Annotated in this window: 19 protein-coding genes; 6 read left to right on the forward strand and 13 right to left on the reverse strand. The window is 59.9% G+C overall.

Annotation, left to right across the window (positions count from 1 at the left end; genetic code table 11):
- The first annotated feature begins 90 nt into the window (after nucleotides 1-90).
- From cysD to PO778_RS10675, 3 genes are read left to right on the forward strand one after another with little or no spacing between them, the layout of a single operon-like run.
- Nucleotides 91-1,002 (forward strand): sulfate adenylyltransferase subunit CysD, encoded by a 912-nt coding sequence (gene cysD, locus PO778_RS10665; RefSeq protein WP_271439610.1) that lies wholly within the window; start codon nucleotides 91-93, stop codon nucleotides 1,000-1,002.
- Entirely contained in the window at nucleotides 1,002-2,927 is a 1,926-nt protein-coding gene (gene cysN, locus PO778_RS10670; protein ID WP_271439611.1) for a sulfate adenylyltransferase subunit CysN, read from the forward strand. Before cysD ends, cysN begins: the two co-directional genes overlap by 1 nt.
- On the forward strand, nucleotides 2,924-3,700 hold the full coding sequence (locus tag PO778_RS10675; protein ID WP_271439612.1) for a 3'(2'),5'-bisphosphate nucleotidase CysQ: 777 nt from the start codon (nucleotides 2,924-2,926) through the stop codon (nucleotides 3,698-3,700). The genes cysN and PO778_RS10675 overlap by 4 nt, the downstream gene beginning before the upstream one ends.
- Here PO778_RS10675 and PO778_RS10680 read toward each other — a convergent pair.
- From PO778_RS10680 to pepN, 8 genes are all read right to left on the reverse strand, one after another.
- Nucleotides 3,697-4,311, reverse strand: coding sequence for an OmpA family protein (locus PO778_RS10680; protein WP_271439613.1), 615 nt, complete (start codon nucleotides 4,309-4,311; stop codon nucleotides 3,697-3,699). The genes PO778_RS10675 and PO778_RS10680 overlap by 4 nt on opposite strands.
- Complete coding sequence (locus PO778_RS10685; RefSeq protein WP_160731239.1) at nucleotides 4,308-6,182, reverse strand: cation:proton antiporter; 1,875 nt, start codon at nucleotides 6,180-6,182, stop codon at nucleotides 4,308-4,310. Before PO778_RS10685 ends, PO778_RS10680 begins: the two co-directional genes overlap by 4 nt.
- Nucleotides 6,183-6,292: 110 nt before the next feature.
- Nucleotides 6,293-6,829 carry an adenine phosphoribosyltransferase gene (locus PO778_RS10690; protein WP_271439614.1) on the reverse strand — a complete coding sequence of 179 codons (537 nt, stop codon included), beginning with the start codon at nucleotides 6,827-6,829 and terminating at the stop codon, nucleotides 6,293-6,295.
- Between the two features lie 144 nt (nucleotides 6,830-6,973).
- Complete coding sequence (locus PO778_RS10695) at nucleotides 6,974-7,822, reverse strand: cytochrome c1 (RefSeq protein WP_271439615.1); 849 nt, start codon at nucleotides 7,820-7,822, stop codon at nucleotides 6,974-6,976.
- Nucleotides 7,823-7,843: 21 nt separating this feature from the next.
- A complete protein-coding gene (locus tag PO778_RS10700; RefSeq protein WP_160731236.1) occupies nucleotides 7,844-9,136 on the reverse strand; it encodes a cytochrome b in 1,293 nt (430 codons plus the stop codon).
- A 17-nt stretch (nucleotides 9,137-9,153) separates the two neighbouring features.
- The gene (gene petA / locus PO778_RS10705) at nucleotides 9,154-9,729 is read right to left on the reverse strand and encodes a ubiquinol-cytochrome c reductase iron-sulfur subunit (protein WP_160731235.1); all 576 of its coding nucleotides are present in this window, start codon (nucleotides 9,727-9,729) and stop codon (nucleotides 9,154-9,156) included.
- 285 nt (nucleotides 9,730-10,014) lie between these two features.
- The gene (gene pgeF, locus PO778_RS10710; RefSeq protein ID WP_271439616.1) at nucleotides 10,015-10,779 is read right to left on the reverse strand and encodes a peptidoglycan editing factor PgeF; all 765 of its coding nucleotides are present in this window, start codon (nucleotides 10,777-10,779) and stop codon (nucleotides 10,015-10,017) included.
- A 5-nt stretch (nucleotides 10,780-10,784) separates the two neighbouring features.
- Complete coding sequence (gene pepN, locus PO778_RS10715) at nucleotides 10,785-13,418, reverse strand: aminopeptidase N (protein WP_271439617.1); 2,634 nt, start codon at nucleotides 13,416-13,418, stop codon at nucleotides 10,785-10,787.
- A gap of 53 nt (nucleotides 13,419-13,471) precedes the next feature.
- Between pepN and PO778_RS10720 the strand changes: the two genes are divergently transcribed.
- Nucleotides 13,472-14,251: a Rossmann-fold NAD(P)-binding domain-containing protein gene (locus PO778_RS10720; protein ID WP_271439618.1), complete on the forward strand. Its 780-nt coding sequence runs from the start codon at nucleotides 13,472-13,474 to the stop codon at nucleotides 14,249-14,251.
- A gap of 4 nt (nucleotides 14,252-14,255) precedes the next feature.
- On the opposite strand, the gene PO778_RS10725 is transcribed toward PO778_RS10720, so the two are convergent.
- Together PO778_RS10725 and PO778_RS10730 are read right to left on the reverse strand one after the other, a co-directional pair.
- Nucleotides 14,256-15,197: a DMT family transporter gene (locus PO778_RS10725; RefSeq protein WP_271439619.1), complete on the reverse strand. Its 942-nt coding sequence runs from the start codon at nucleotides 15,195-15,197 to the stop codon at nucleotides 14,256-14,258.
- Nucleotides 15,194-16,201 (reverse strand): threonine aldolase family protein, encoded by a 1,008-nt coding sequence (locus tag PO778_RS10730; RefSeq protein WP_271439620.1) that lies wholly within the window; start codon nucleotides 16,199-16,201, stop codon nucleotides 15,194-15,196. Before PO778_RS10730 ends, PO778_RS10725 begins: the two co-directional genes overlap by 4 nt.
- A gap of 50 nt (nucleotides 16,202-16,251) precedes the next feature.
- Here PO778_RS10730 and PO778_RS10735 point away from each other — a divergent pair, with 50 nt between their 5' ends.
- Entirely contained in the window at nucleotides 16,252-16,557 is a 306-nt protein-coding gene (locus PO778_RS10735) for a GNAT family N-acetyltransferase (protein ID WP_271439621.1), read from the forward strand.
- Here PO778_RS10735 and PO778_RS10740 read toward each other — a convergent pair.
- The 3 genes from PO778_RS10740 to PO778_RS10750 form a co-directional block, all read right to left on the reverse strand.
- A complete protein-coding gene (locus PO778_RS10740; protein ID WP_271439622.1) occupies nucleotides 16,554-18,116 on the reverse strand; it encodes a PH domain-containing protein in 1,563 nt (520 codons plus the stop codon). The genes PO778_RS10735 and PO778_RS10740 overlap by 4 nt on opposite strands.
- 2 nt (nucleotides 18,117-18,118) lie before the next feature.
- Entirely contained in the window at nucleotides 18,119-18,589 is a 471-nt protein-coding gene (locus PO778_RS10745) for a PH domain-containing protein (protein WP_160731228.1), read from the reverse strand.
- Between the two features lie 62 nt (nucleotides 18,590-18,651).
- Complete coding sequence (locus PO778_RS10750) at nucleotides 18,652-19,824, reverse strand: acyl-CoA dehydrogenase family protein (RefSeq protein WP_271439623.1); 1,173 nt, start codon at nucleotides 19,822-19,824, stop codon at nucleotides 18,652-18,654.
- On the opposite strand from PO778_RS10750, the gene PO778_RS10755 reads away from it, so the two are divergent.
- Complete coding sequence (locus tag PO778_RS10755; RefSeq protein ID WP_271439624.1) at nucleotides 19,823-21,634, forward strand: solute:sodium symporter family transporter; 1,812 nt, start codon at nucleotides 19,823-19,825, stop codon at nucleotides 21,632-21,634. The genes PO778_RS10750 and PO778_RS10755 overlap by 2 nt on opposite strands.
- Nucleotides 21,635-21,786 lie beyond the last annotated feature (152 nt).

Raw genomic sequence — 21,786 nt, forward strand, 5'->3', positions numbered from 1 at the left:
CTTACCTGCTAGAAGCAAATCTGGCCTTGCCAAGAAGGCTGTATGGGGTAGCGAGCGGCGATATCGCTCTGACCCAGTATCGAAAGAACTATGCGCCGCCTTACCCATCTCGAACGGCTCGAAGCCGAAAGCATCCACATAATGCGCGAAGTCGCCGCCGAGGCGGTGAAGCCGGTAATGCTGTATTCCATCGGCAAGGACAGCGCCGTCATGCTGCATCTGGCGAAGAAGGCGTTTTATCCATCGCCGCCGCCATTCCCGCTGATGCATGTCGATACGACCTGGAAATTCCAGGACATGTATAAGCTGCGCGAAAAATCGGCGCAGGATGCAGGGATGGAATTGCTGGTCTGGCAAAATCCCGAAGCGGAAGAGCGCGGTATCAATCCGTTCGATCACGGTGCGCTGCATACCGACATGTGGAAGACGCAGGGTCTGAAACAGGCGCTTGATCACTACGGGTTTGACGCCGCATTCGGCGGTGCGCGGCGTGATGAGGAAAAGAGCCGCGCGAAAGAACGCATTTTCAGCTTCCGCAGCGCCAACCACGGATGGGACCCGAAGAAGCAGCGACCGGAATTGTGGAACCTCTACAATGCCCGCAAGGCGAAGGGTGAAAGCATCCGCGTATTTCCGCTGAGCAATTGGACCGAGCTGGACATCTGGCAGTATATCATGGCGCAAAACATCGAGATCGTGCCGCTCTATTTCGCCGCCAAACGCCCGACCTTCGAATATGAGGGCGGGTTGTTCATGGCTGATGATATCGACCGGCTTGAGAAGGTGATGGGCAAGCGCCCTGAAATTACCGAGCGATCAGTGCGGTTCCGGACGCTGGGCTGTTTCCCGCTGACGGGCGCGGTTGAAAGCGAAGCTGCCACCCTGGCGGACGTGGTGCAGGAAATGCTCCTCACCACCACCAGCGAGCGCCAGGGCCGGGTCATCGACCAGGATGAGGGCGGTGCTGGAATGGAGAAGAAGAAGCAGGAGGGCTACTTCTGATGACCCATTCCGCAGACAACAATTCCGCCTACGAAACCGACGCGCTGATCGCCGAGGATATCGGTGCGTACCTCGATCAACATCAGAACAAGTCGCTGCTGCGGTTCATTACCTGTGGCAGCGTGGATGACGGCAAAAGCACGCTGATCGGGCGCTTGCTCTACGATTCCAAGATGATCTTCGAGGACCAGCTGGCCGCGCTGGAAGCTGACAGCAAGAAAGTCGGCACGCAGGGGCAGGAAATCGATTTCGCCCTGCTGGTGGACGGGCTGGCCGCAGAGCGCGAACAGGGCATCACGATTGATGTTGCATACCGCTTCTTCGCGACCGAAAAACGCAAATTCATCGTCGCCGACACACCCGGCCATGAACAATACACCCGCAACATGGTCACCGGCGCTTCTACTGCTGATCTGGCGGTGATTCTGGTCGATGCGCGCAAGGGCGTGCTGGTCCAGACGCGGCGGCATTCCTATCTCGCGCATCTTCTGGGGATCAAACATCTGGTTCTGGCGGTGAACAAGATGGATCTGGTCGATTATGACCAGCAGATTTTCGACGGCATCGTGGCCGAATATTCCGCCTTCGCCGAAGAGATTGGCATTGAAGCGTTCACCGCGATCCCGATCTCGGGTTTCAAGGGCGACAACATTACCAATGCCCCGTCCCCGCAGACCGAATGGTATGATGGGCCTGCGCTGATTGACCATCTTGAAAGCGTCGAGATTGCCAATATCGCGGCACAGGAACGCGCCTTCCGTATGCCGGTTCAATGGGTCAATCGTCCCAATCTGGACTTCCGCGGATTTTCCGGCCTGATCGGCAGCGGCACTGTCGCGCCGGGTGATGCGGTGCGGATTGTCCCATCGGGCAAGACCAGCACAGTCAAATCCATCGTCACCTATGATGGTGAGTTGAAAGAAGCGGTCGCAGGCCAGTCTGTAACGCTGACGCTCGAAGACGAAGTCGATTGCAGCCGCGGCGACGTGATCAGCACCGCTGATAACCCGCCAGAAGCCAGCGACCAGTTTGAAGCGACCATCGTGTGGTTGGACGAAGAGGCGCTGAAGCCCGGGCGCGGTTATTGGCTGAAACTCGCCAGCCAGATGGTCACCGCGACGATCGCGGAGCCGAAATACGAAATCAACGTCAACACGATGGATCATCTCGCTGCGAAGACGTTGCAGCTCAATTCCATCGGCGTTGCCGAAGTTCACACCGAACGGCCGATCACTTTCGAACCCTATACCGATAGCCGCTCGCTCGGCGGATTCATTCTGGTCGACAAGATCACCAATGCCACCGTGGGCGCAGGGATGCTGCACTTCAGCCTGCGGCGCGCGCAGAACGTCCACTGGCAGGCGACGACCATCACCCGCGATGATCATGCCGGGATGAAGAACCAGAAACCGCGCGTGCTGTGGTTCACCGGCCTGTCCGGTTCCGGCAAGTCGACCATTGCCAACGCGGTCGAACAGCGGCTGAACCTGATGAACCGGCACACGTTCCTGCTGGACGGCGACAATGTGCGGCACGGCCTCAACAAGGATCTGGGCTTTACCGAAGCCGACCGGATCGAGAATATCCGCCGCGTGGGCGAAGTAGCCAAACTGATGACGGATGCGGGGCTGATTGTGCTGACGGCATTTATCAGCCCGTTCCGTGCAGAGCGCGACATGGTCAGGTCGATGATGGACGAATGCGAGTTCATCGAAATCTTCGTCGACACCCCGCTCGAGGTGGCCGAGGAACGCGATGTGAAAGGCCTCTATAAAAAGGCGCGCAGCGGTGAACTGAAGAACTTCACGGGTATCGACAGCCCCTATGAAGCGCCTGCAGAACCGGAAATCAGGGTCAACACGGTCGAGATGACTGTGGATGAGGCTGCCGACCACATCGTCAGCCAGATCATGCCGCTTAAATGAGCGAGATTGCCGATATGACCGACGCCCAGCTTGCGGCCCATCTGGCGGAAACTGCCGGGCAAATCCTGCTACAGGTCCGGGATAGTGCGATGTTCACGGGCAAGGCTCTGGGCAAGGCAGGGGACGAGACAGCCAACCAGTTTCTCGTTCACGCCCTTCGTGCCCAAAGGCCGGAAGACGGCCTGCTTTCCGAAGAAAGCAAGGACACCAAGGAGCGGCTCGGCAAATCGCGGGTGTGGATCGTCGATCCGGTCGACGGAACACGCGAATACGGAGAAGAACGATCAGATTGGGCCGTCCATGTTGGGCTGGCGATCGACGGCCGGGCCAGTGTGGGCGCGGTCGCCCTGCCGGGTCTCGGAGACGGTGCCGTGCTGCGCACCGACCGGCCCGCAATCACTTCGGAATATAACGGCGCGCCGCGGCTGGTGGTCAGCCGCACCCGCCCGGCAAGGGAAGCACTCGCTGTCGCCAAGGCAATTGAAGGCGAGCTTGTCGAAATGGGATCAGCCGGCGCCAAGGCAATGGCCGTCGTGCGCGGAGATGCGGAAATCTATCTCCACTCTGGCGGACAGTACGAATGGGACAGCTGCGCCCCGGTGGCCGTCGCATTGGCGCACGGGCTTCATTGTTCGCGGATCGATGGTTCACCGCTTGTCTACAATCAAGAAGACACCTGGCTGCCGGACCTGCTGATCTGCAAGCCGGAATTTGCCGACGAAATCTTGCGCCTCGTGCGCGAGCTTGGACCGGACACGTCTGCCGAGAATTAGTCTGCCGTGACTTTCTCGACCAGCGTCGGTGTATCGGGGGTTTCTTCCACCACCAATTCTTCTGGCACGGCGATATGCACCATGACACGGCGGTTATAGGCCCGATTTTCTTCGTTCGGAATACCGTCCGGATTGGCGTTCGGACGTGCAGGATTTTGTTCTCCCAGCCCGACAACGGTGATGCGGTCTTCCGCCGTTCCATTTTCGACAAACCAGTCTTTCACGGCTTCCGCACGGCGTTCTGACGCGCGCAGATTGGCATTATCGTTACCGCCCGCGTCTGTATGACCGCGCAGGACAATGTCACCGCCTTCAGTGTATTGGCGCGTTTCGAGTACCGCCTTAAGCTCCGCAATCGCCGTATCGCTCAGCGAATAACCGCCCTCATCAAACGAAATGCGCGATTCCAATGGTTCGAGGGGCATGATCTCGCGTTCCATCTCAACGTCAGCGCGGATGATTGAGGTGCCTTCTCCCAACACCTGTTTCCCGCTCTCCTCCGGCTCGGGCGCCGGGGTGTCATCGGTTGGCGAATTGTTGCAAGCCGCCAGTGTCAGTGCAGCCGCGGCGGCGGCGCTCAGACGCAAATTCATCGTATTCCTCTTGATCATGTCGGTTGTGCCTTGGGGCCTTCGCGGCCAGCCTTCTTTGCCGCGACCTCTTCGGGGGTTTTCGCGCGCGGCGGTGAATAGGAAATCACCGTATCGCCGGGTCTGGGTTCGGGCCTGACGACATGGGTGAAGAAACGCATCGTGCCGCTTTTCCGGAGGATCAGCAGGAGATGCGCGGATTCGGGTAGTTTTTCTTGAGCGTCATCGAAGTCGAATTCTTCAGACAGGGTGGTCTTGCGGAAGACCCACCCCTGCTTTTGCCGCTCATTGACGTCGGTCACGCCGAAACCGCTTTCGAATAGCGCGCGCCCCCTGATGGAGGGCGGCAAAGCGTGACGATCATCTTCGCTGGTGGATTCGCCCAGCTGATAGACCGAGTCCCGGCCGATTTCGTGGGCGAATTCATTGCACACCAGTGCGTTGTACGCTTCGTTGCCGGTCGCGGCCACCAGCACCTGAAACGGAGCAAGGTCGAGATTATGCTCGGTCGCTTCGTTGAGGATTTCGCCGTGATAGAATGGAAGTCCGCTTTTCCGCGCCGCACCGAGTGCCTGCCAGCTGGAATCGACGACCATCACCGGAGTCCCGAGCTGCTTCATCTGTTCGGCAAGTGAAATGGTCCACGGTGTACTGCCCACTACCAGCAGGCCTGGACGGGTATCGCCCTTCACCTTGAGCCATTTGGCCACCGTGTTGACGGTGAAACCATGCGCAACAATAGTTGCCACGACCACTGCGAAACTCAGCCCGATGAGCAGGTTGCCATCGGCATAACCAAGTTCATTGAGCCGCAGCGCAAACAGGCCCGAGATCGCAACCAGAACAATACCGCGCGGTGCAATCCAGGCGAGGAACAGGCGTTCGTTCCAAGGCACGCTGCTGAACGCAAGGCTGATGAGAATGGTCGCCGGGCGAACCACGAACAAGAGCGCAAGCAAGAACAACACAAAGGCGAATCCGGTATCCGTCTGCGGGTTGAGATAGCGCATGTCGTCCACACTGAGCGAGGCAGACAAAAGGATGAATATCCCCGACACGAGCAGGACGGCGATATTCTGCTTGAAGGGATGGATGCTGCGCAAGCTGGACACGTGCATGTTCGCCAGCGCCACGCCCATCACCGTAACCGCGACAAGACCGGCCTCGTGTTCAATCTGGTTGGACAATACGAACACAGCAATGACTGTGGTCAGCAATACCGGCACCTTGAGGTATTCAGGAATTGCGCCGCGCGGAAATGCCCAGGCGATCGCTTTCGCCGCTGCATAGCCGATCAGACCGGCCACGAGTGCTGCGATGACCATTGGCGGCACGACCTGCCAGACGGTTGCGTCCGGGGACTCGCTCGAAATGCGGAAATATTCGTAGGCGATCACGGCGCAAAGTGCGCCCGTCGGATCGTTGACGATGGCTTCCCATTTCAGGATTGATGCGGGGCGTGTTTGCACAGAGCTTTGGCGCAGTAGCGGGATAACGACGGTAGGGCCCGTCACCACCAGAATACCGCCAAACAATACCGCAACCGGCCACGCCAGGTTGGCGATCTCGTGAGCGGCAAGTGCGCCCAGCGCCCAGCCCACGGCCACGCCTATCGTCGCCAGCCGCAGGACCGCAGAACCTGAGTGTCGCAGTTCGCGGAAGTCGAGACTGAGCCCGCCTTCGAACAGGATAATGGCCACGCCGATGGCGACCATCGGCTCCAACAGTTCACCAAAGGCGTGTTCGGGGTTGAAGACGCCGAGGATCGGACCGGCAAGGAAGCCTGCCGCGAGCATCAACACGATGGCCGGCCAACCGGTCCGCCAGGCAACCCATTGGGCGCCGATACCGAGCACGCCCACGAGCGCTATTACGAGTGCCTGTTCTTCCATGTCGTATGTTCTACGTGAGCTCCCTGTCGGACATACAATGCCCGAAGTTCCAATTCTTTCCCTGAAATCAAACTTCCTTGAGTTCAGATTTGATCGAAATCAGAATAGGGCTAGTCGCCTGCGAACTCCAGCAGCGATGATACGTTTACCTTGGACCCGCGCAAAAGCTCTGATCCGCCAAGGTCGGGCAGATCGATCACGAACAGCGCATCCTCCACCAAGGCACCCGCACTGCGTATCAGCTTGACCGCCGCTTCGGCCGTGCCGCCGGTCGCGATCAGATCATCGACGATTACCACGCGTTGGCCGTCGCTGACGGCCGCAGGGTCCATTTCCAGCCGGTCGGTTCCGTATTCCAGCGCGTAATCGACACCGATCGTTTCAATCGGCAGCTTGCCTGGCTTGCGGACCGGAATGAACGGCAGCCCGAGACGCACTGATACAGCAGCGCCAAAAATAAAGCCGCGCGCTTCCATACCGGCAACCGCCTCCGCCCCGGTGTCAGCGGCCCGTTGCGAAAGATGCTCGACAGTCGCGGCGAGCCCGGGCCCGTGGCCGATCAGGGTCGTGATATCGCGGAACTGGATCCCCGGCTTGGGAAAATCAGGCACGGTTCGGATCAGTTGCTTGATTTCGTCTGGCGTCATCGGTGGATCTCCCTGTCGGCAGTATCTGGATAGCGGAGTCGGCATGGCTGGCGAGAGAATTCGCCAGTCAGAAACGAAAGCGCCCCTCGCATCACAGGGATGGAGGGGCGCTTGAATTGGGCAAGAAAGCTAATCGCTGGTCGATCAGTCTTCTGTTTTTGGCTTCACCGACGACCAGACGTACTTCTTGGACATGAACGCCAGAATAGTCGCGAACAGAAGGAAGCCGAGAACCGGCCAGCCGGTCTGCTTGCGCTTCACCAGGGTCGGTTCCGCGGTCCAGGTCAGGAACGCAGAAACGTCCTTTGCCATCTGGTCGACAGTCGCCTCGGTCCCGTCGGCATAGGTCACCTGCCCTGCGCTTGTCAGCGGCGGTGCCATCGCGAGGTTGAGGTTCGGGAAGTACTGGTTGAAATACAGCCCGGTCGGGGTGGTGAATTCAGGGAATTCTTCCGATAGTTCTTCCGGGATCGGGCCATAGCCGGTCAGCAGCGAGTAGACATACTCGGTACCGTGGCCGCGAGCCTTCGTCATCAGCGAAAGATCTGGCGGGATCGCATTGTTGTTAGCCGCAGCGGCAGCAACCTTGTTAGGGTATGGCGACGGGAAGTAGTCGGTCGGGACGCCGGCGCGCATCGTGGCTTCACCAGTGTTCGGATCGATGCCCGGAACCTGAACCTCGGCTGCGAGAGCTTTGACCTCTTCTTCCGTGTAACCGATTTCCGCAAAGTCACGGAAAGCGACAAACTTCATCGAGTGACAGGCAGCGCAAACTTCCTTGTACACCTGATAGCCGCGCTGAACCTGCGCGAGATCCCAGGTGCCGAAGGCGCCTTCATGCTGGAAATCCACGTCTTTCGGCGAAAGGTAGAATTCGTGCTCGGCGGTTGCGGCAACATCTTCTGTCATGGCGCTGTATGCGCCGTTACCGAAGGCCCACAGGACTACGACGGTAAATCCAAGACCGATAAGGGCACCAAGAATACGGATCATGATCTTATCTTTCTCTCGTGCTCAGACAGCTGGCGTCGTGTTTTCGCCGAGAACGGCTTTCTTGTCGGAACCCAGCACAGCTTCGGTGATCGAATAGGGCAGCGGCTCTGGCTTCTCTAGCGAGGAGATGAGCGGCAGGATCACCAGGAAGTGCAGGAAGTAGTACGCAGTCGCGATCTGGCTGGCCATCACGTATGGCTCTTCAGCCGGTGCACCGCCGCAGATGAACAGAACGATCATTGCGGGGATCAGGCCGAACCAGAAGAACTTGCGGAACATCGGGCGGTAATGACCCGAACGAACCGGCGACTTGTCGAGCCATGGCAGGAAGAACCATACCAGGATCGATGCAAACATCGCGATAACGCCCCACAGCTTTGCCGACAGAATGAAGTCGGCAGTGAACGCACGCAGGATCGCGTAGAACGGCCAGAAGTACCATTCGGGCACGATGTGCGCAGGCGTGGCCAGCGGGTTGGCTTCGATGTAGTTGTCCGGGTGGCCCAAAGCGTTCGGAAGGAAGAACACCATCGCCATGAAGAACAGCAGCACGACGCCCAGTCCGAAACCGTCTTTCGCGGTGTAGTAAGGGTGGAACGGGAGCGTATCGCTCTCGCTCTTCACTTCGACACCGGTCGGGTTGGAAGAACCGGGGATGTGCAGCGCCCAGATGTGCAGGATAACAACGCCGGCAATCACGAATGGCAGCAGGAAGTGCAGGCTGAAGAAACGGTTCAGCGCGGCGTTATCCGGCGCAAATCCGCCAAGCAGCCATACCTGGAGCGGTTCACCCACCAGCGGGATTGCCCCGAACAGGCCGGTGATAACCTTGGCGCCCCAGAAGCTCATCTGGCCCCATGGCAGAACGTAACCCATGAAAGCGGTGGCCATCATCAACAGGAAGATGACAACGCCCAGAAGCCAGATCATTTCGCGCGGTGCCTTGTAGGAACTGTAGAACAGCCCGCGGAAGATGTGGATGTAGACGACAATGAAGAAGAAGCTGGCGCCGTTGGCGTGCGCATAACGCATCAGCCAGCCCCAGTTTACGTCGCGCATGATGTGCTCGGTCGTCGCGAACGCCACTTCGGCGTTTGCGGCGTAATGCATTGCCAGCACGATGCCGGTGACAATCTGCACGACCAGGAAGAACCCGGCGAGAACGCCGAAATTCCACATATAGCTGAGGTTGCGCGGGACCGGGTATCCGGCACCGACCGCGTTGTAGACGAGACGCGGAAGAGGCAGTTTCTCATCGAGAAACTTCGTCAGACCGGTCTTCGGCTCATATTCACGTGCCCAAGGGTAACTCATAACGCTTCTCTTCTCTCTTACCCGGCCTGAATGACGGTGTCGGAGGTGAATACATATTCCGGCACTTCAAGATTGGTCGGTGCAGGACCTTTGCGGATGCGGCCAGCGGTGTCGTAATGCGAACCGTGGCACGGGCAGAAGTAACCGCCGAACTCACCCTTAACTTCACCTTCGGCAGCACCCAGCGGCACGCAGCCGAGGTGGGTGCAAACACCCATGGTGACGAGGATATCGCGGTGACCTTCCTTGGTCCGCTCTTCCAGGGTCTGCGGATCACGAAGCGAACCTGCATTAACTGCACCCGCTTCGGCAATTTCCTTTTCCGTTAGGCGGCGCACGAACAGCGGCTGCTTGCGGAAAATCGCCTTGATCGCCTGTCCAGGCTCGATCGCGCTAATGTCAACTTCGGTGCTGCTCTCTGCGAGAACATCTTCCGAAGGCGCCATCTGGCTGATGAGCGGCAGCAAGACACTTGCCCCGCCGACGCCAGCAGCGCCAATTGCCGCGATGTTGATGAAGTCGCGCCGACGAACCCCGTCTTCGCCGTGCTCTACGGCCGCTTCGGGTGTCGCGGTGCCAGTCGTATCAGCCATTAGCCTGCCTTGCCCTGCAACTGCCCCGCAACAATCGCGAGGCTTAACAATACCAATCAACCTTTCCGTTCCACTGGACAATCCATTTGAAGAGCCCCGCGTCTCGGTTCAATGGCAGGTGCGCGCACGCATCCCGCCAATGCCGGTTTGGGCGCGCTGATAGACGCGATTGCCCGCGCTGCCAACCGCCTTTTTGGCACTATCGGTTCGGTTTGTTGCAAGGTTTGCACACATGCATGCGGTGCGAACCGTGCAAGCTGGGTCCGTGCGGGCCGGTATCCGGGGTCAACCCGTGGATGGCATTCCGATCAGGCTGAACTGCCTGCCGTAATTCGCCTCCCCACGATGTGTCGCCCTGCGAAAGGAGAAAAACCGGTCTGGTTCGGCATATGTGTCGAGGCCAACAGCTTCGATTTCACCGATGCCGGCCGACCGAAGCCTGCCGTGGACGTAGCCTGAAAGATCGAACTGCCAGCGCCCCGCCCTGCCTGCGGCGAAGAATTGCGAATCGCTGGGTTCGAATTGCTTGCGGAAATCGCCGTCCACTTCGTAGCTGGGCTGAGCGATGCAGGGGCCGATTGTCGCACGGATGCGCTTTCTGTCCCCGCCAATGCGCTCCATCGCTTCTACCGCCGCCTCTACCACGCCGCCATGCGCGCCGCGCCAACCGGCGTGAGCAGCGCCAATAACGCCGGCCTCGGTATCGGCAAACAGGACCGGTGCGCAGTCTGCAGTGACGATGCCGAGCAGCAGCCCGGCCCGGTCTGTGACCAGCGCATCCGCCTGCTGGCGCTGCGCAGAAGAAACCGGGCCATCGACGATCACAGCCTTGGCGGAATGAATTTGCTCCACCATGGCAAGATCAGCGCCCGGCAGAACCGCATCTATGGCGATCTGACGATTGCGCGCTGCAGCCTCCCCATCGTCCGGACCACCGAAGCCGACATCAAGCCCGGACGCCGTTCCTTCGGATACGCCCCCGCCGCGGCCGAGAAAACCGTGGGCGACACCGTTCAGGCACTTCGCGCTTATGACTTCGACGTCGGGCATGAGGTTCAGCCGAGCGAGCGAGACACTTGTTCGAACGTATCGCGCGACAGGCTCTTTGCCTCGGCAATGCGCTCCAGCTCTCCGCGCATCAATGCGGCGCGTCCGGGTTCAACCCGGCGCCAGCGACCCAGTGACGGGACAAACCGAGCCGCTGTCTGCGGGTTGATCGGGTCGAGCTTGAGAATCAGGTCGGCGATGATCCGGTAACCTTCGCCGCTCTCGACATGGAAGGCGTGCGGATTGCCCGCAAACGCCATGTAGAGCGAACGCACCCGGTTCGGGTTGCGGATATTGAAATCGGGATGATCCGCCAGCGCTTTCACATGTTCAATTGCAGAGGGGTGGAGCGAAGAGGCCTGCAGCGCGAACCACTTGTCGACCACCAGTTCATTGTCCGCATAACGGCGATGGAAATCGATCAGCCGATCTGTTCGAGCAGCCGTTCGCAGGCCGGTGAGGGCCATCAGCGCGCCCTGCCTGTCGGTCATGTTGTCCGCTGCATCATATTGCGTTGCAGCCATTTCCGAAGCGAGCTCGGGATTGCCGGCAGCCAGATAGACCAGCGCCTGCGTTTTCACCTTGCGTGCGCCGCGCGCTTCCTGCCCGAGATCGAAGGCGATTGCGGATGTGCGGCCATGCAATTGCACCAGCTCATTTTCGAAACGCTTGCCCAGCCACGCCTTCAGTCCTTCGCGTTCCTCGTGGATTCGCGACGGATCGGCGATAAGCTGCTGCTCCGCCAGATACGTCTGACTGGGCAGCATCACCAGTTCGCCGCGCATCGAATCGTCAAGCGCCTCATCGCGCAAGATGGCGCCAAACGCTGTCGCAATTGCCTCGCGCCCGCTCTCGCGATCTGCATCATCGAGGCCGCCACCCGATGCTGCGGTAAGGTGGCGTACGACCAGATCCTGCATCGCTTCGTAACGGGCGAAGGAATCGTCATCCTTGGCTGCAAGAAACACCAGTTCCCCGTCCTCGATGTCGCGTTCGATCGTGACCGGTGCGGAGAAACCGCGATTGATCGACAAAACCGGCTTGGAAGCGAACCCGCCGAACTCGAAACTTTGTTCCGCATGGCTGAAGATCACCAGCTGCTCGCCCGGATGGGTGCCGCTGTCGCGATCAAACAGAGCAATCTTCAGCGGTATCGGCATGGGTTTCTTGCCCGGCTGATCCGGGGTGGCCGGTGTATTCTGTTTCAATGTCAGCGTCGCCGTGTCCCCTGAATGGGACAGCGCGACGTCAACTTTCGGTGTGCCTGCCTGCGAATACCACAGACGGAACTGGGTCAGGTCCAGCCCAGCACCATCCTCCATCGCGGTGATGAAATCCTCGCACGTGGCGGCTTCACCATCATGCCGTTCGAAATACAGATCGGTCGCTTTTCGGAAAGCCTCTGGCCCGCACATGGTGCGCATCATCCGGATGACTTCGGCGCCCTTGTTATAGATGGTCGAGGTGTAGAAATTGGATATCTCGCGGAAGCTGTCCGGGCGGATCGGATGGGCAAGCGGACCGGAATCTTCCGGAAACTGCACGCTGCGCAAGATCCGTACGTCTTCGATCCGCTTCACCGCTTCGCCCTGCATGTCCTGGCTGAACAGCTGGTCGCGCAGCACGGTAAAACCTTCTTTCAGGCTGAGCTGGAACCAGTCACGGCACGTGATCCGGTTGCCCGACCAGTTGTGGAAGTATTCGTGCGCAATCACCCCTTCAACGCCGTCGAAATCGGCATCGGTTGCGGTGTCGGGATCGGCCAGAACGTATTTGGTGTTGAAGACGTTCAAGCCCTTGTTTTCCATCGCGCCCATGTTGAAGTCGCTGACCGCGACGATATTGAACACATCGAGATCGTATTCGCGGCCGAATGTCTCCTCGTCCCACCTCATCGATTTGATGAGCGAGCGCATTGCGTGACCGGTACGATCGAGATCGCCTTCGCGGACATAGATCGCCAATTCGACGTCGCGGCCGGACATGGTGGTGAAACTGTCGTGATTGGCGACAAGGTCGCCCGCCACAAGCGCGAACAGATAGGATGGTTTTGGCCATGGATCGTGCCATTCGGCCCAGTGCGTGCCATTTTCACCGCCGCCCTCTGCGACCTTGTTGCCGTTGGAAAGCAGCACCGGAAACGCAGCCTTCGAGCCAGTCATTCGCACCGTATAGGTCGAAAGGACATCGGGCCGGTCCGGGAAGAAAGTGATCCGGCGGAAACCCTCTGCCTCGCACTGGGTGCACAGCATCCCGCCGGATGCATAAAGCCCCATCAATTGCGAATTGGACGACGGATCAATTTCCGTCGCGATCTCGACCTCGTGCGCTTCACCCGAAAGCGGCAGCATCAAATCGTCGCCGTCCATGGACCAGTCGGTTACCGGCTGCCCGTCAACCTTGACCGACTGCAATTGCAGTCCGTCACCATTCAGCCGGATTGTCGGCGACGCGTCGGCACGGGCATTGCGGACAACCGTCAGCTTCGAAACAACCCGTGTCGCCGAAAGCCCCAGATCGAAATCAAGCGCGATTTCCGGAATGAGCCATGGAAACGGTTTGTAATCCTCCCGCCTGATTACCGGCGGTTCGTGCGGGGTCGGGGCGGCATCCGCCATCTCTGGGTTGGTTACAATGTCCATAATATGGGTATCTAGGTGCTTTCTTTTGAGGGTCCAATCCCTACAACGCCGCTATGGCGCAAATGTTCATATTCGGTCTTGGTTACACCGCCACCCGCATTGCCGACGCGTTGCGGCAACGCGGATGGACTGTCGATGCAACCGGCAGTGCGGGGAATATAGATTTCGCCGATGCAAACCTGGTGCGCGCGGGTCTTGCCCGCGCGACGCATGTCCTTTCCTCGGTTCCGCCATCAGAGGGTAGCGACCCGGTTCTCGATGCCTACGGCAAAGCGGTCGATGGGCGCTGGCTCGGCTATCTTTCCTCGACCGGGGTATACGGCGATGCACAGGGCGCGTGGGTCGATGAAAGCGCGCAGACAGGCACAGGCCGCCGGACGGCGCGCGCTGAATGCGACCAGCGCTGGCTCGAAATGGGCTCACGCGTATTCAGGCTGCCCGGCATTTACGGTCCCGGCAGAAGCGCATTCGACAGGGTGCGCGAGGGTAAGGCAAACCGCATCGACCTGCCCGGGCAGGTGTTCAGCCGCATCCATGTCGATGATATCGTCTCCGGCGTGATCGCAGGGCTTGATGCGCCAGCGGGGGCATACAATCTTTCTGACGACCTCCCCTGCGCACAGAATGCCGTGATAGAGGAGGCTTGCCGCTTGCTCGGTGCCCAGCTGCCGCCGCTTCAGACGCTTGACGAAGCCGGGCTGTCACAGATGGCGCGCGGATTTTACGCGGAAAACCGCCGGGTCGCGAATGGCAAGGCCAAGCGGGTGCTCGGCTGGAAACCGCGCCATGCGACCTACCGTCAGGGGCTGCGCGCAATTTTCGACGCGGAATGACTCGCTAGGGTTCTGACATCGGCTCCAGCGGAGGGGGCGGCGCACGCCGCGCCCTAAGCGCCAGCACCATCCCGCAGATTGCCAGCACCCCGCCCGATGCCGACAGCCATGACCATTGATAGCCCTCGACAAAGGTCGAGATCAGCATGGCGACGATGATAACGGCGATGCTGTTATACGCCGCGCGTCCTGCGCCTATCTGGCGGACGATGGTGTAATATAGCGGGAAGGTAACAACCGATCCGGCAAGGCCCAGCCATGCCACCCCGGCCCAGTATTCCCACCGCATCGGAATAACCGGCGGCCCGGCGGTTATCCATGCCAGCGCGAAGTCGATGACCGTGCCGTACAGCATCGACCATGCGAGCAAGGGGGGCATTGAAAGCTTTTGGCCTGTTTCATTCGCCTGAACTACGTTGGCGATGGATGCCGCCAGAATACCCCCGATGGCCAGCAGGATGCCGATGCCGACATTGCCGCCAAGCGGGGAAACACGCGCTTCATGCAGCAGCAGCATGGATATGCCCGCAATCGCGACGAGACTGCCCAGCAGGAATCGCAAGGTCACCGGCTGCCCCAGAATCGCCCTTCCAAAAAGCGCATTGGGCACCATCAGCAGGCCGAACATCACCGCCACCACGCCCGAGGTTAGATGCAGTTCCGCCCGGTAGACAAAATTGAAATTCAGACAAAACTGCGTGAGGCCGATGAACATGGCGAGCAGGTGTCCCGCGCGGCCGATGGCAAGGCTTTTCCGCATGATAACCGCAACCAGAAACATGGCCGGGGTTGCAAGGGCAAACCGCCACGCAATCGACCAGCTGGCCGGCACTTCGCCGATCTGGCCGGTAATGACATACCACGTGCTGCCCCAGATCAGCGCGACAAGCGCAAACGGAAGCGCGATCTGCGGTCTGAGCAGAGTGTGCGGATTGGCGTCGGTCATAGTCTGGCGATGGACTGCGCGAGCGCCAGCGCATCTTCCTGCGGGGTGTTCCAGGCCGTCACCAGCCGCGCGGCATCGGAGCCCCAATCGTAGAATTCAAACCCTTCTGCGCGAAGTGCCCCGCGTTCTTCGGCGGTGCAGCGCAGGAATATCTCGTTTGCTTCGACTGGATGCATCAACCGGTCTGCGGCAGCCTTGGCGATTTCCTGCGCCGCGGCGTTGGCACTGCGCGCATTGTCGAGCCAAAGATCGCCTTCCAGCATGGCGAGGATCTGCGCTGCAAGATAGCGGCCCTTGCTTTGCAGATGCCCGGCCCGCTTGCGGCGATAGCGGGCGACATCCGCCAGGCCGGCGTCAAAAAATACAATCGCCTCTGCGCTGAGGCCGCCATTCTTGACGAAGCCAAAGCTCAGCGCATCGACCGCGCCCGCTGCATCGGAAGCCGATCCGCCGAGGAATGCGCAAGCATTGCCGAACCGTGCCCCATCCATATGCAGCCCCAGGCCGCGCTTCTTGGCCAATTCCGCGATCGCAGCAATTTCGTCTGCGCGATAGGAACAGCCATATTCGCTCGCCTGCGTGATAGAGATCGCATGCGGCTGGACCTGGTGCACATCATCGCGGATCGGACCGATAACGTCGGTAATCGTGTCCGGCGTGATCTTCGCACTTTCCCCTTCAGCCAGCAGCAGCTTGGCGCCGTGCAGGTAAAAGCCCGGCGCGCCCCCTTCGTCCATTTCGATATGCGCTTCCCGGTGGCACACCACCCCGCCATGCGGCTGGACCATGCTGGCCAGCGCAAGGCAATTGGCCGCAGTGCCGGTGGCGACCCACAGCGCCGTACACTCGCGGCCGAACAGATCGGTGAACGCCTCATCCATCTGCTGTGAAACACTGTCACCATCATAGGGAGAATCAGGCCCGTCTGCGGCCTTCATCGCATCCCACAAGCGCGGGTGAACCGAGGCGGCATTGTCCGAAAGGAATTGCTTTGCGCGTGTCATCAGGAACGCCTGTAGTGAACCGGGCGTTGAGCGCAAGAAGGAGACATCATTTGAACAATGCAGCCGAATTGCAGGTTACCATCTCACGCCACGATGAAGGAACCGAGGGCGAGTATCACGCGCATGTCGACGGGCATGAGGAAATCGGGCGGCTGACGTGGATCGAACGCGGCGATGCACGGGTGGCGGAACACACGCTGGTTCCCAAACCGATTGGCGGCCGCGGGGTGGCCGCGCAACTGGTCGACGCACTCGTTTCAGACGCGCGCGAGCATGGCTTCAAGATCGATCCGCAATGTTCCTATGTCGCACGCAAATTCGATGAAAACCCGGCGTGGTCGGATTTGCGCGCCTAGCGGCCGAGTTCGGAGAAATCGGTTGCCCCGATACTGGTGACGATCGCGGTGCGCAGTTCTCGCGCGCGATCAATCGGCAGACCTTCCAGTTGCAGCGTCCCCCCGGCCAGGCCCAGCCTGAGCGTTGCATAACCGCGCCATTTCGCAATCGGTCCCCGGGCAATCTCGACCGATTGCAGCTTCACCCTGGATGCAACCTCCAGCTTTGGCGCAAGCCAACCGCGCTTGATGAAAAGGATGTTCGGGTCGAGCGCGTTGTAATCGAAACGCCACAGGAACATTTGCCTCGAGGCCAGCACCAATCCCAATGCAGCGATGATGAGAGCATAGAAGGGTGAGCCCTTGCCCGATATCGCAAGCGCTGTAGCGACAACCGCAGCGACCAGGCAGAGGAACAGCAACTCGATCACCGCACTGTCAAACCTGAATTTTCTGCTGCCCCTGTGCCAGTGGGTGCCATCTGCCGGGTGGATGGCAAAGCCTGCCGCTCGCGCGATCGGCGCGATTTCCACCGGTTTAGCGAAAGGCGCAACATCGTGGCTGGCAGAGCCGCTATCCTGCGCAAGACTGACGAATTTCAGGCCGTGCCAGCCAAAGCGGCGGCGAATGAAGCCCGTGGTCATGGTAATTGCCTGGACCCGCCGTTCCGGCATGACGACATCGGTTTTGGTCAGCAACCCCCGGCGGCGGCGGAAGCCCTTGGGTGTGCGCTCGAGGACAAAACCCCAATCCCTTAGAACTGTCCGTACCAGCCCGGTGGCAGAGCCGACGATCGCCAGCGTTACCAGTCCGCTTATCAGGCCCAGAATCTGCGCTGCTGGCCCGAGGGTCGACAGCCAACTTCCCGGTCCGGCGAGCCACGATTCCCAGAATTCAGGATCCCACAATTCAACCGAGGCGAAGGTTTCGGCATATTGGAACAAGCCGGCCAGTACCGCGAATACGGCCAGCGAAAATTCGAACAGCCCGAATGTAACCAGCCGTTTCTCATCCATCGAGAACAGGACTTCTGCGGGTTCGGGCGCAGCTCGCTCTGCCATCGCGTCTTGTATGTCCTGCCCGGCACCGGCGGGAACTACCGCGGCTTCGGCATCGTCCTTGCGCGCCTTGATGACTTCGCGCAGCCGTTCGCCTTCGCCTTCGGAAAGAAAACTCAGCGCGAGATCATCCTTACCGCCTGCCCCGGTTTCGAACTTGACCTGGACCAGCCCGAACATCCGCGGGATCAGACCTTGCTCAATGCTAACATCCTGGATTCGTTCATAGGGAACGGAGCGGGCGGCGCGTGACAATATGCCGCTTTCGACGCGGATATCCTCTGCACCGACCGTGTAGGTCAGCCGCCGCCAGCCGAGATAGCTCATCCCCGCAGACAGCAGTCCAATCAATGCGCCGATGCCCAGCGCGGCAAAAACGGCCCATGGCTGATCGCTCATGGAGAAATACGCAGCCGCCATCGGGACGATAGCGTTCTGCATACCCTGCACCGCCTTGACCGCGAAACCCAGCACATGGGTGTGCTGGGGCGTGCCGGATTGCATGGATGCGGCCTGATCCACGCTCAGATCGTTTCCCGCCGGATATGGGCCCGGATGGTCTCGCGCATCGCAGCAGCGTCTTCGTTCGCGAGGCCCGGGAGATGGACCGATGCGTTGTGCGTGCCCGCCGTGTGAACGGTCAGCGTCGCAAGCCCGTAAAACCGTTGCAGCGGCCCCTGGTCCACATCGATATGCTGGATCCGCCCGAACGGGACCACGGTATCTGAATGAAACAATATGCCGCGCACGACGCGCAGACGGTCCCCCCCCATGTCATACCCGCGTGCGTGATAACGCCTCAGCGGCACCCGGATCACGAGAAAGGCTGCGACCAGAACCACCGGCACCACAAAGAACCCGACGGGCAGCACACGCGACACTTCCAGCACCAGCGAAGCGATCACGAAAGGTACCGCGACCAACAACGCGATAACCCGCATGAGTTTTACATGATTTGGGTGCAGCGGGGTGAGCGTGTCTTCGGTGTCGTCCATAGTGCATTACATGGCTAATACGGCTGTCAAACACAAGAGACGATACCGGGCGGCCGCGGCGATCAGCTACGCTGGTTGAACCGCCTTCCGATCATGGCCGCCGTGATGTTGGTTTTCTGGACATCGGTGGTACCGCCGGCAATTCCCCAGGCGAACCCGTCACGCAGACGCTGTTCCATCGGGTACTCCTTGGAATAGCCGTATCCGCCCATCACCTGCACGCCCAGCTGCGTAACCTCGCGCACGATTTCGTTGCTGAAGCATTTGGCGAGGCTGCTTTCATACACGGTCGGAAGCCCGCCGTTTTCCTCGCTCATCGCATTGGCTGCAGCGCGCCATATCAGCAGGCGCGCGGCATCGACCTTCATCGCCATTTCAGCGAGCTTCATCTGCACCGCCTGAAAATCTACGATCGGTTTGCCGAAAGCTTTGCGTTCCTGCGTATAGGCGAGCGCATCTTCCAGCGAAGCCGCAGCCACGCCCAGCCCCATGGTCGCGTTGCCGCACCTCTCCAGCCCGAATGCACTCATCAGCTTGCCAAAGCCGCCCGCCCCGATGATCAGATTGCCCTCTGGCACGCGGACATGGTCGAGGAAAATATCGGCCGAGGGGATGCCGCGAAAACCCATCAATTCCTCGCGCTTGCCAAAGCTGACACCGGCGTCGTCCTTGTGACACAGCACAGCACCGATGCCCTTGGCGCCCTCGATCCCGTCGAACCGGCAATACGTGATGTAATAGTCCGAATGGCTGGCGCCCGAGCTCCAGCGTTTGCGGCCATTCAGCACAATCGTGTCCCCATCGATCCGGGCGGTGGTGGTCAGATCGGTCAGCGCGGTTCCGGCATCGGGTTCGGACATCGCAACGGCGACGATCTTTTCGCCGCGAATAACCTCGGGCAGGATTTTCGCCTTGAGATCGTCAGAGCCGAATTGTTCGATTGTTCTGACCGGGCCTGTCAGGGCTTCGAACACAGGAAACGCGACCGCGACGGAAACCTGCGCGAATTCTTCCAGCACCAGCAGCGCATCGAGATGGCCCAGCCCCAACCCGCCATATTGCTCAGGCAGGTTCACCCCGAGAAAGCCCAGCTCGCCGTACCGGAGGAGCATGTCATGCGGCACCGGTTTGTCTTCTTTCTCAAGCTCTCGCGCCAGATCGGGCAGTTCGGCGCGGGCGAATTTTCGCGCGGCCTCCTGCAATTCGCGTTGCTGGTCGCTGAGGGCAAAATCCATGGCATTCTCTCCAGTCGGGCAATTCTTTTGCCGTGCTATTGCCCGTGCGGCCAAAGCTGGCAAGGTCCGGCGGGGGAGAGGGCAACTGAACAACACCGACCTGATGCTGACGCTTTCAAGCTGCCTTGCGTTTATGGCGCTCGTGGCTTTCATATCATGGCGGATGACACGCGGCAGCGCTGGATCAAGCGAGGGTTATTTCCTCGCCGGGCGGGGCCTTGGCGGAGTTTTCATCGCCGGTTCGCTGCTGCTGACCAACCTGTCTGCCGAACAATTGATCGGCCTCAACGGGTCTGCCTATGGCTACAATATGTCGTCGATGGCGTGGGAAGTGACGGCCGCCGTTTCGACCATAATCATGGCGCTGATATTCCTGCCCCGGTACCTCGCTGGCGCGTTTACGACCCTGCCCGAATTTCTCAAAAGCCGTTTCGATACGCAGGTCCAGCAAATGTCGGCGGTGCTGTTCCTGCTTGGCTACGGACTGGTGACCATCCCCTCGGTGCTATATTCCGGATCGCTCGCGGTGATGAAGATTTTCGATGTGCCGGCATTGTTCGGGATCGGCGAATTTCCCGCGCTCGTGATCATGGTTCTGGTGATCGGGATCACCGGTGCCATCTATGCGGTGTTTGGCGGGCTGAAGGCCGTTGCGGTGTCGGACACGATCAACGGTATCGGCCTGCTCGTGGTTGGAACGCTCGTGCTGGCGCTGGGCATTTTTGCCATCGGCGGGGGCGCATTTGTTGACGGGCTGACCCGGCTTGCCAGCGACCATCCGGAGAAACTGAATGCCATTGGCGGCGCTGATGACCCGACGCCGTTCGGCACGATCTTCACCGGGATGATTATCGCCAATTTGTTCTACTGGTGCACCAACCAGTACGTGATCCAGCGGACGCTGGCTGCACGGTCGCTGGCCGAAGGGCAGAAAGGCGTGCTGCTGTCCGGCTTCTTCAAGGTGCTCGTGCCGTTCCTGATGATGATCCCCGGCATCATCGCCTATCACCTCTACGGGCCGGGCCTCGCCACCATCGACCTCGCCTATCCGCAACTGGTTCGCGACCTACTTCCGATCTGGCTGATGGGTCTGTTTCTGGCGGTCCTGCTTGGCGCGGTTTTCTCCTCCTTCAACTCGCTGGTGAACAGCGCCGCCACCCTGTTCTGCCTGGATATCCTTCCGGCCATGCGCGGCGGCAGGGCGCTGCCGGAAGAGGCAGTGGTGTCGGTCGCCAAATGGGCCAGCGTTGCGGTCGCGCTGTTCTCTTTTGCTGCGGCACCCATGCTGTATTTCGCGCCCGAGGGGCTGTGGCAGATCATCCGCATCTTTACCGGGTTCTACAACATTCCGATCATCGCAATCGTGCTGGCCGGGCTGTTCACTCGCCGCGTCCCCGCCATCGGCGCCAAGCTGGTGATTATATTCCACGTGACTGCTTACGGGCTGATCCGGTTCGCGCTGGATGACGTGATCACAATGCATTTCATCCATCTCTATGCCGTCTTGTTCGCGGCAGAGATCGCGATCATGTTCGTATGCAGCTGGATATGGCCGCGCAGCGCGCCTGCCAACGATCGGACGCCAAAGGCAAAGGTAGACCTGACACCGTGGACGGGGGCTGTGCCGACCGCAATTCTGCTGCTGTCTGCGGTGGCCGCTTGCTACCTGCTGTTTTCGCCGGTCGGACTTGCCGGCGGGCAGCTGGGCACGGTATTCTGGACCGCAATTGCCGCATTGGCTGCGATCAACATCGCCGCCGCCTTTTGGCATCATAGATTTTCAGGGATTGGTGCTGCCACAGAGAATTGAACTCTTGTCCCATCAGGTTTGGAGCAATCGACCTGCGTCATCCCTGCAGAAACGGCAGGCTGTAGCGAGCGGCTTTCATGGGACTAAGCCGGACAGGTGCATACCAGATGGTCCGCGAAAAGGCCGGTTCCTGCCGCCTTCAAGCGCCGTCA

The sequence above is a fragment of the Pontixanthobacter luteolus genome, from assembly GCF_947494915.1.
In the GTDB taxonomy this organism is placed as follows: Bacteria; Pseudomonadota; Alphaproteobacteria; order Sphingomonadales; family Sphingomonadaceae; genus Pontixanthobacter; species Pontixanthobacter luteolus.